General features: G+C 32.5%; 5 protein-coding genes and 1 pseudogene. All 6 read left to right on the top strand.

The window, feature by feature from the left end; genetic code table 11:
• Positions 1–124 precede the first annotated feature (124 nt).
• Positions 125–274: pseudogene (locus K8B81_RS20195) on the top strand (D-aminoacyl-tRNA deacylase); the annotation flags it as partial.
• Between the two features lie 63 nt (positions 275–337).
• Positions 338–2,245 carry a DUF3857 domain-containing protein gene (locus K8B81_RS20190; RefSeq protein WP_223683342.1) on the top strand — a complete coding sequence of 636 codons (1,908 nt, stop codon included), beginning with the start codon at positions 338–340 and terminating at the stop codon, positions 2,243–2,245.
• A gap of 23 nt (positions 2,246–2,268) precedes the next feature.
• Positions 2,269–4,299, top strand: a complete 2,031-nt coding sequence (locus K8B81_RS20185) for a DUF3857 domain-containing protein (protein ID WP_223683341.1) — start codon at positions 2,269–2,271, stop codon at positions 4,297–4,299.
• Position 4,300: 1 nt separating this feature from the next.
• Positions 4,301–6,292, top strand: a complete 1,992-nt coding sequence (locus K8B81_RS20180) for a DUF3857 domain-containing protein (protein WP_223683340.1) — start codon at positions 4,301–4,303, stop codon at positions 6,290–6,292.
• 2 nt (positions 6,293–6,294) lie between these two features.
• Positions 6,295–6,621: a nucleotide pyrophosphohydrolase gene (locus K8B81_RS20175; protein WP_223683339.1), complete on the top strand. Its 327-nt coding sequence runs from the start codon at positions 6,295–6,297 to the stop codon at positions 6,619–6,621.
• A 134-nt stretch (positions 6,622–6,755) separates the two neighbouring features.
• Positions 6,756–7,979, top strand: a complete 1,224-nt coding sequence (aroA, locus tag K8B81_RS20170; RefSeq protein ID WP_223683338.1) for a 3-phosphoshikimate 1-carboxyvinyltransferase — start codon at positions 6,756–6,758, stop codon at positions 7,977–7,979.
• Positions 7,980–8,059 lie beyond the last annotated feature (80 nt).

The following is an 8,059-nucleotide window of genomic DNA, read 5'->3' as shown; positions in this document are numbered from 1 at the left end:
CAATATTAGATGCAAACTTATAAGCAGGATATTCGCAGTTATTAATCGAGAAACAGAATACATAAACACCTATAAATTTGCATCTTAAATTTTAACACTTTTTAATTGTTTTTTATCATAGAATGCGATTCCGATGTATGAAAACTTCATAAAGTCTTTGGAGAAAGAATTCAATAAAAAAGTACAAACCGGAATTTTTGGTGCAGATATGAAAGTCAGGCTGTTAAATGATGGTCCTGTAACGATTGTAATGGATAGCAAAAACAAGGAGTAAAATTATTAAATATTTGTTAAAGTGTTTCGGAAAATAATATATATTTGGCGAAAATACTTACTAATGAAAACCCCTTTTTACGTCTTGTTTTTTCTGTTGTTTACTGCAATTTCTTCAGCTCAGAAAAATACTTATCCAATTTTTATAATTAAAGACAGTCTCAAAGAAAATGCCAATGCCGTTGTGCGTTTGGATCAAATGGATATTACGATTGCTTCCCAAAGAAGTATGAATATCAAAATCCAAAAAGTGGTGTCGGTTTTGAATGAAAAAGGGTTAAATGATATTGATGCTTATCAGCACTATGATAAAACAACCTCAATTAAAAGTATCGAAGCCATTGTTTATGATGCTTTTGGGAATGAAATCAAAAAGATCAAAAGAAAAGATTTTAGAGACCAAAGTGCTGTAAGCGGAAGCACCCTTTTTTCAGATAACCGAGTAGTTTATTTAAATTATACGCCAGTTTCATATCCCTTTACTATTGTTTATAGCAGCGAAACGGAAACTTCCAATACCGCTTTTATACCACAATGGTATTTTTTAGGAGGGTATTATCTTAGTGTTGAAAAAAGTGTATTAAATGTTACTTTTCCGAATAATCTTGGGTTTAAAAAGAAGGAGTTTTATTTTTCAGGATTTAATATTAAAAAAACGGCTGATACGGATACCAGGCTAAGTTACGAGGCCATTAATATTTTAGCGCAAAAGGCTGAAGATCTTAGCCCGTCTTCACGTGATCTTTATCCGAGAATTATGATGGGACTTGAAAAATTTCACTTAGAAGGAGTAGATGGGACAGCAACAACATGGGAGGCTTTCGGTAAATGGTATGGAGATAAAATCCTAACAGGTACTACTGAGCTTCCGGAAGAAACTAAGACTAAAATCAAAGCACTTGTCGGAAACGAAAAAGACCCTGTCGAAAAAGCAAAAATTGTATATGATTATGTACAGAAAAAATCACGATATGTAAATATTGCTATAGGTATTGGGGGATGGAAACCTATGCTGGCAAGTGATGTTGACCGCTTAGGATATGGAGACTGTAAAGCCTTGTCAAATTACACAAAAGCTCTTTTACAAGCGGTTGATGTTCCCTCTTATAATACTATTTTATATGGTGACCGCTACAAGTCCAATATTCAGTCTGATTTTGTCTCGATGCAGGGAAACCATATGATACTGGCAGTTCCGAATGGAGATAATTATACTTTTTTGGAATGTACAAGCCAGGACGATCCATTTGGTTATCAGGGTACTTTTACAGATGACAGGGATGTTTTGGTCGTTAAGCCTGAAGGAGGCGTAATTGTCAGGACTAAAATATATGAGGATAAAGGAAATACCCAAACAGATAAAGGAAGTTATAGTATTGATGAAAATGGTAATCTTTCAGGTCATATTTTTATAACTTCAGAAGGTTCTCAATACAGTTCAAAGTCCAGGACTGAAACTTTACAGCCTACCGAAAAAGAAGCACATTATAAAGAATATTGGAGCAACATTAATAATTTAAAATTAGGGAAAATAACTTTTACAAATGATAAACAAAAAATTCGTTTTACTGAAGATATAGAGGTAAGTGCAACGAGTTATGGTGTAATTTCGGCTAATAAAATAATTTTTCCGGTAGATGTTTTTAATCAAAGCAAAAGTAATGTCAAGCGTATCCGAAATCGTAAAAATCCTTTTCAGATTCAGCGTGGTTATTTAGATACAGATGAAATTGAAGTTAATCTTCCAGCCGGATTTTCAATTGAATTTCTCCCTTCGAACTTTGAATTAAAAGGGAAATTTGGAGAATATAAGACAGAAATTATCAAAAAGGGAGATAATAAACTTACTTACAAACGCTCTATGTTTTTAAATAAAGGAAAATATTCTAATAAAGAATATGATGAATACCGTCTTTTTATGGAGCAGGTATCAAAAAATGATAATGCCAAAATTATACTAACCAGAAACTAATCATAATCATCAAAACAAACCAAATGAAGTCTATTAAATTTTTCAGTTTTTTAGTTGTGCTTTTTATTCTTTCTAAAACAACAGCACAGGAATTTAAATTAGGAAAAGTATCTATTGCTGAACTAGAGCAGAAAATGCACCCAAAAGATTCATCTGCGGCTGCAGCGATATTGTACAAAAAAGGGACAGCAACAATTGAGTATAACCAGCAAGACGGATTTGTTTTAATCACGCATGTTGAAGCGCGCATTAAAATATATAAAAAAGAAGGCTATGACTGGGCAAACCAAAGTGTGCTATATTATAATGCAAGTAATGATTCAAGGGAAAAAGTTGATTTTTCGGATGTGTGTACTTTTAATTTAGTCAACGGAAAAATAGAAAAAACCAAACTCAAAAGTGATGGTGTTTTTAATGAAGAAGTAAATAAGTACAGGGCAAGAAAGAAAATTGCAATGCCAAATGTAAAAGAAGGATCAGTACTAGAATACAGTTATACAATCAGAACATCTAACATCACAATGATGCGTGACTGGGCTTTTCAAACCAATATTCCGGTAAATTATTCGGAGTATGTAACTTACATTCCGGAATATTATATTTTTAATGTTAGACAAAAGGGATATGTGTTTCCTAAAGTGAATACAGAAAAAAACAATAAATCAATCCTGATAAATTCGAAGGAAAGGTATTCAACAGGAGGATTTGGAGGAGGCGCAACAAGAACCGAATATTCTCAGGATAAAATAGATTATATCGAAGCAAAAACTACTTACATAGCTGAAGATTTGCCAGCGATGAAAGAGGAATCTTTTGTCAATAACATAGATAATTATACCTCCAGCCTGGAGCAGGAACTATCAATTGTTAAGTTTCCTAATAGTCCAATTAAAACTTTTTCTACTAATTGGAATTCAGTAGCCAAGACAATTTATGAGTATGATGATTTTGGTCCTGAATTGAATAAGACCGGATATTTTGAAGATGATTTAAAAGCATTACTAGCAGGAGTAACAAACCCTGAGGAAAAAATATTAATTATTTTAAATCATGTCAAATCAAATGTGAAATGGAATGAATATTATGGCTACAGCTGCGATAAAGGAGTACGTAAAGCCTATCAGGAAAAATCAGGAAATATTGCCGAGATAAATTTAATGTTAACAGCAATGTTACGTCATTCGGGTTTAACTGCAAATCCGGTTTTGGTTAGTACAAGATCAAACGGGGTAGCATTATTCCCTAACAGAACAGCCTATAACTATGTGATTGCAGCTGTAGAAACTGAAAATGGCTATATATTATTAGATGCATCTGATAAATTTTCTATTCCAAATGTTTTACCGCTTAGAACTTTAAACTGGCAGGGCAGATTAATAAGAAAGGACGGAACTTCTGAAGAAATCGACCTAATGCCTAAGAAGGCGTCTAATGATATTGTTTTTTTGACTTATAATATTGATCCTGAAGGTAAAGTTACAGGACAGGCAAGAAGACAATGTACAGATTATAACGCCATGATTACAAGAAAAAATATTTTTAGTACAAAAGAAGATGAATATCTGGAAAAACTTGAAAACAAAAACAATAAAATAGAAATCAGCGACTACTCAAAGACAAACGAAAAAGAGATTTTGAAACCCATTATAGAAACTTATTCTTTTACGGGAAATAATTTATGTGAAGTAATAGGGGGCAAAATATATGTTAGCCCAATGTTGTTCTTTTCTACTGAAAAGAACCCATTTAATCAGGAAACAAGAGAATATCCGGTTGATTTTGGATTCCCATTTATGGACAAATATAACATCACAATTAAAATTCCTGATGGCTATGCAGTCGAAACACTTCCTGCACCAGCTGCAGTGACCATGCAAGATAACTTAGGCTCTTTCAAGTTTAATATTGCAGCTAATGAAAATACGCTTCAGATGGTAATTTCTCATCAAATTAATGAAGCAATTGTATCAACACAGCAATATGAAATGCTCAAAGACTACTATAAAGCAATGATTGCAAAAGAAAGCGAGAAAATTGTTTTAAAGAAAATTTAAAATGAAATTTTACGCCATAATTATTCCGATAATTTTAATTCTTACTTCTATTACTGTCAAAGCCCAAAATTACGAATTAGGAAAAGTAACAGTTGCAGAATTAGAAGAAAGAGCGCATCCAAAAGATAGTTCTGCTCCTGCAGCTATATTGTTTAAAAAAGCCAAAACTTTTTTTATTTACGATATAAAAAACGGTTTTACAGCAAATCATGTTTATGAATTTAAAATTAAAATTTATAAAAAGGAAGGACTTAGCTGGGCCAATCAAAAAGTAAAGTACTATGTAGGATATGAAAATATGAATAAGGATTATTTGGAATTTTCTAATGCTTTTACTTACAATATTGAAAATAAAAATATTATAAAAACTAAATTAGACGGCCAGGGAGTTTTTAAAAACAATGTGAATAAATACTGGAATGAAAAAGCAATTACTTTTCCTAATGTTAAAGTTGGTTCAATTATAGAATTCAAATACATTTTAAAGTCTGAAAATATTGTCAATTTTCCTGATTTTCAATGTCAGTATGATGTTCCTGTAAATTATTTTCAATATAAAACAGAAATCCCTGAGTTTTATATTTATAAACCCTTATTAACCGGATATCAGAATATTGTTTCAGAATCTAAAATAGTTGGAGGACAGCAGAACTTTACCAATGAATATAATCAATCGAGATCGTTTAACTACAGGCAGATTGATGCGGTCTATTCATGCAAAGATATTCCGGCTCTTATAGAAGAGCCGTATGTAGATAATCTTGAAAATTACAGAATTTCAATTCGGCATGAACTGGAAAGGGTTCGTTTACCAGAGCAGCCTGTCAAAGATTATGCACAAACCTGGGAGGGTGTTGCTACAACAATTTTTAAAAATGAAAATTTTGGGAAGCAACTCAATGAGAAAATGTTTTTAACTGAAGATCTAAATCGAATATTGATTAATATTAATTCACCAGAGGAAAGATTGAATGTCATTTTTAAATTTGTCCAGAATAAAATGAACTGGGACGAAAAGAATGATTATTACACTGACAAAGGAGTAAAAGAAGCTTATAAAAACCAGACAGGTAACGTAGCCGAAATTAATTTTATTCTAATTAATATGCTTCAGTTTGCAGGTATCAAAGCAAATCCTGTATTAGTTAGTACTATTGAGAACGGTACTCCGGTATATCCCACAAGAACCGGGTTTAATTATGTTATTGCTGCTGCAGAAATTGATGGGAAACAAATTTTATTAGACGCTTCGCATAAATTTACTTCTCCTAATATTCTGCCATTAAATGTATTGAATTGGAAAGGAAGACTTATAAAATCAGACGGATCTTCTGAAGAAATAAATTTGGTTCCAGCTACACAGTCAAAAGAAAATGTGATGATGATTGCTAAAATCAATAATTCAGGAGTACTTCAAGGTAAAATCCGAAATCATAAACTCGACTATGATGCTTATCGTTTTAGAATTGCAAACGCAAACAAAAGTACCGGGAATTATCTGGAAAAATTAGAAGAACAATTAGAAAATGCTAAAATTTCAAATTATGCCGTTGAAAATATAAAAACAAATGTTGAAAAGCCTGTTATTGAAGCATTCGACTTTATTTCAGAAAATCAATGTGAAATTATTGGAGACAAAATGTTTATATCCCCGATGTTGTTTTTTACGACAACTAAAAATTATTTTAATCAGGAGAAAAGACAAATGCCCGTGTATTTTGGATATCCCAGTCAGGAAAAATTAAATATAAATCTTGAAATTCCTGAAGGATATAGTATTGAGGCCTTGCCAAAACCTATTCAGATTGTAGCCGAGAATAATGGAATTTTGTATAGATTTAATATTATTAATGAAGGAAACAAAATTCAGATTATTTGCTCAACAGAAATTAACAGTAGTATTTTTGCAGCAGATCAGTACGATGGCTTAAAAGAAATTTTTCAAAAAATAATCACAAGTCAAGGCGAAAAAATTATTCTTAAAAAAATATAGTAATGGATTTGAAAAACGCACAATTAGACGTTGACACCTGGATAAAAGAACATGGTGTCCGTTATTTTAATGAATTAACCAATATGGCACAACTTACAGAAGAAGTAGGTGAAGTTGCGAGGATTATTGCCCGTAGATACGGGGAACAATCAGAAAAAGAAAGTGATAAAAACAAAGATTTAGGCGAAGAACTTGCTGATGTTGTTTTTGTAGTCTTATGCCTGGCTAATCAAACAGGAATCGATTTACAGGCTGCTTTTGATAAAAAAATGAATTTAAAATCGGTTAGGGATAAGGATCGTCACAAAAACAACGATAAATTGAAATAATTGTGAAATATCACTCATAAGTTTTGAATTATGAGTTTTCAATTTTGAATTATGAATGGGGAGTGGTAAATTGCGCGTCTGAATTACGTTTTTAATCATTCATGATTCATAATTTACAACTTATTATTATATAGATGAATTTATTACTTCAAACCAACCATAAAAACTTACAAGGCCAGATTGCAGTTACAGGATCAAAAAGCGAAACCAATCGTTTATTGCTCTTAAAGGCGCTTTTTCCAAATATAACCCTTGCTAATACTTCTAATTCTGATGATAGTGAGGTAATGCAAAAAGCCCTTGTCGGAAATGACGAGATTGTAGATATTCATCATGCCGGGACAGCGATGCGTTTTTTAACGGCTTATTTTGCAGTAAACGAAGGACGTGAAGTTGTAATGACAGGTTCAAGCAGAATGCAGGAACGCCCGATAAAAATTTTAGTAGAAGCTTTAGCGCAATTGGGTGTTGAAATTTCATATGAAAAAGAAGAAGGATATCCGCCAATCAGAATCAAAGGAAAAAAAGTTACAGCTTCAAAAGTTAGTCTGGCAGCAAATGTTAGCAGTCAGTATATTTCAGCCCTTTTATTGGTTGCTTCGAAATTAGAGAATGGTTTAGAATTGACTTTAGAAGGCGAAATCACTTCGATTCCGTATATCAAAATGACTTTGGCTTTGCTGAATGATCTGGATATTCAGACCAGTTTTGAAGGAAATGTAATTAAAGTGTATCCAAAAGAGGCTGTTGTCTCAAAAGAAATGGTTGTGGAATCTGACTGGAGTTCCGCATCCTATTTTTTCAGTCTGGCAGCGTTGGCTGATGAGGCATCGATAACTTTGAGCAGTTATAAAGAAAATAGCTTGCAGGGAGATTCTGCTTTGGTTTCTATTTATGAAAAAATGGGTGTCAAAACTACTTTCGAAGGAAATAAAATGACATTAGTAAAACAGCCAGATTTTAAACTTGAAACTGTAAATTTTGATCTTAATAACACACCAGATATTGCTCAAACGATCGTGGTTACTTGTTTAGGGTTAGGAATTGGCTGTCATTTAACAGGGCTGCATACTTTAAAGATCAAAGAAACAGACAGGCTTGAAGCACTCCGAATCGAGCTTACAAAATTAGGAGCCAATATTTCGGTGACAAATGATAGTTTGACTTTAGGGCTTTCTGATACAATGAATCATAACGTGAAAATTGCCACTTATAACGATCACCGAATGGCAATGGCATTTGCGCCTTTGGCCTTAAAAGTTCCAATTATTATCGAGAATGCAGAAGTAGTTTCTAAATCTTATCCCGATTTCTGGAATGATTTAAAAGAGTTAAACTTTGAAATTTCAGAACTGTAAAAAGTATTAACCATATAAGTAATATAAGTTCATTTAAATAAAATGGGCATAATTTCAATAGCCTCCAGTTTCAACTGGAG

Source organism: Flavobacterium hibisci (genome assembly GCF_020026925.1).
GTDB lineage: Bacteria > Bacteroidota > Bacteroidia > Flavobacteriales > Flavobacteriaceae > Flavobacterium > Flavobacterium hibisci.
The sequence above is the reverse complement of the archived record's forward strand: the minus strand, read 5'-3'. Positions and strand labels throughout refer to the sequence as shown.

Excerpts from the sequence above, each read along its gene's own strand:
- K8B81_RS20190 (WP_223683342.1), top strand. The coding sequence starts at position 338 with ATGAAAACCCCTTTTTACGTCTTGTTTTTTCTGTTGTTTACTGCAATT.
- K8B81_RS20185 (WP_223683341.1), top strand. The coding sequence starts at position 2,269 with ATGAAGTCTATTAAATTTTTCAGTTTTTTAGTTGTGCTTTTTATTCTT.
- aroA (WP_223683338.1), top strand. The coding sequence starts at position 6,756 with ATGAATTTATTACTTCAAACCAACCATAAAAACTTACAAGGCCAGATT.
- K8B81_RS20180 (WP_223683340.1), top strand. The coding sequence starts at position 4,301 with ATGAAATTTTACGCCATAATTATTCCGATAATTTTAATTCTTACTTCT.
- K8B81_RS20175 (WP_223683339.1), top strand. The coding sequence starts at position 6,295 with ATGGATTTGAAAAACGCACAATTAGACGTTGACACCTGGATAAAAGAA.